At 77.3% G+C, this 2419-nt stretch carries 2 protein-coding genes; both read left to right on the top strand.

Annotated features, from left to right (window positions below):
- A partial coding sequence (locus tag ACWEVO_RS35020; RefSeq protein ID WP_452311697.1) for a glycosyltransferase occupies nt 1-1076 on the top strand: 1076 nt, incomplete at its 5' end.
- Between the two features lie 12 nt (nt 1077-1088).
- The coding region (locus ACWEVO_RS35015; RefSeq protein ID WP_452311696.1) for a phytoene desaturase family protein at nt 1089-2419 on the top strand (1331 nt) is incomplete at its 3' end.

Raw genomic sequence — 2419 nt, 5'->3', positions numbered from 1 at the left:
CCGTCGTCAACGCCACCCGCTGGCTGCGCCGCCCCGCCGCCGGCCCGGCCGAGGTGACCGAGCCGGTGGCGGTGCTGCTGCCGCTGCGCGACGAGGCCACCCGGGTGACCCCCTGCCTACGCGCGCTGCTCGCCCAGCGGGGCGTACCCGACCTGCGGATCGTGGTGCTCGACGACGGCTCGACCGACGGCACCGCCGCCGTGGTCCGCGCGGTGGCCGGCGACGACCCGCGGCTCACCCTGCTCACCGGGGTCGCCCCGCCGCCCGGCTGGCTGGGGAAGCCGCACGCCTGCTGGCAGCTGGCCACCCGGACCGGACCGGCGCCGACCGTGCTCGCCTTCGTCGACGCCGACGTGGTGCTCGCCCCGTACGCCGTGGCGGCGGCGGTGACGGAGCTGCGCGCGGCGGGCGCGGCGCTGCTGTCGCCGTACCCCCGGATCGTGGTGCGGACGGCGGCCGACCGGCTGGTGCAGCCGCTGCTGCAGTGGCTGTGGTTGACCTTCCTGCCGCTGCGCGCGATGGAACGCTCGGCGCGGCCGTCCCTCGCGGCGGCGGGTGGCCAGTTCCTGGTGGTGGACCGGGCCGGCTACCTGCGGGCCGGCGGGCACGCGGCGGTGGCCGACCGGGTCCTGGAGGACATCGAGCTGGCCCGGGCGGTCAAGCGCTCCGGTGGCCGGATCGCCCTCGCCGACGGCTCCCGGCTGGCCACCTGCCGGATGTACGAGAACTGGCCGCAGCTGCGCGAGGGCTACACCAAGTCGCTCTGGGCCTCCTTCGGCCACCCGGTGGCCGCCGCCGTGGTGGTGGCCCTGCTGCTCCTGCTCTACACCGCTCCCCCGCTGGTCACCGTGGGTGCCCTGGCGGTCGGCGCGCCGGCGGTGGCCGGCCCGGCGTTCCTCGCCTACCTGCTGGGAGTCGCCGGCCGGACGGTCACCGCGCGGGCCACCGGCGGGCGCGCCTGGCCGGACGCGCTGGCCCACCCCGTATCCATCGCGGTCCTCGGCTGGTTGACCCTGCGGTCGTACCATCTGCGGAAGCGGCGCCGGCTCACCTGGCGGGGTCGCCCGGTCACCTAGGGGAGGCAGGCCATGGCGCGGATCGTGGTCATCGGCGCCGGCGTGGGCGGGCTGGCCACGGCCGCCCGGCTGGCGGTCACCGGGCACGAGGTCACCGTCTTCGAGCAGGCCGACACGGTCGGCGGCAAGCTCGGCCGGTACGCCCACGACACTCCGGCGGGAACGTACCGGTTCGACACCGGTCCCAGCCTGGTCACCCTGCCGCAGGTCTTCCACGACCTGTTCGAGGCGACCGGGGCGAAGCTCGACGAATACCTGGACCTGGTGCCGCTGGACCCGATCGTCCGGCACGTCTTCCCCGGCGGCGGTCCCACCCTGGACTCCTGCGCCGACCCGGCCGAGTTCACCGCCCGGATCGGCGCGGCCCTCGGTGAGCGGGCCGCCGCGGACTGGCAGCGGCTCTGGCGGCGGGCCACCCGGGTCTGGGCGGCCTCGCACCGGGACATCCTCGGCCGGGCCATCGACTCCCCGCGCGACCTGGCCGCGCTGGCCTGGCGGCTCGGCGATCTCGCCGCCATCGGCCCCGGCCGTACCCTGCGCGGCCTCGGCCGCCGCCACCTGTCCGACCCACGGCTGCGGATGCTGCTCGACCGGTACGCGACGTACACCGGCGCCGACCCGCGGCGCGCCCCGGCCGCGCTGGTCGCCGTCCCCTACGCGGAGCTGACGTTCGGCGGCTGGTACCTGCGCGGCGGGCTGGGCACCCTGGCCGACGCGCTGCTCTCCCGCTGCCTGGATCTGGGCGTGGTGGTGCAGACCGGCACCACGGTCACCGGGATCGACGCCACCGGCGGCCGGGTGCACGGGGTCCGCCTCGCCGGGGTGGCCGCGCCGGTCCCGGCCGACGTGGTGGTGGCCAACGTGGACGCGCTCACCCTCTACCGCGACCTGCTGCCCAGCCCCCGCCGGCTGGCCGGGCTCACCGACCGCAGCCTGGCCGGTTTCGTGCTGCTGCTCGGCGTACGCGGGGACTCCGGGCTGGCCCACCACACCGTGTTCTTCCCCCGCGACTACGACGCCGAGTTCGACGCGGTCTTCGGCGACCCGGGCCGGGGCGTGCGGGCCCGGCCGGCCCTCGACCCGACCGTCTTCGTCACCGTGGCCGACGACCCGACGGTCCGCCCGGACGGGCACGAGGCGTGGTTCGTGCTGGTCAACGCCGCCCGGCACGGCACCGCCCCGGGCGCGGTCGACTGGCGCCGGCCGGGGCTCGCCGAGGCGTACGCCGACCGGATCCTGGACGTGCTCGCCGAGCGGGGCGTCGACGTCCGGGACCGGCTGGTGTTCCGGGAGATCCGTACCCCGGCGGACCTGGGCGCCGCCACCGGCGCGCCGGGCGGGGC

The organism is Micromonospora sp. NPDC003776, from assembly GCF_053605645.1.
This window is presented reverse-complemented; position numbering and strand designations above follow the sequence as displayed.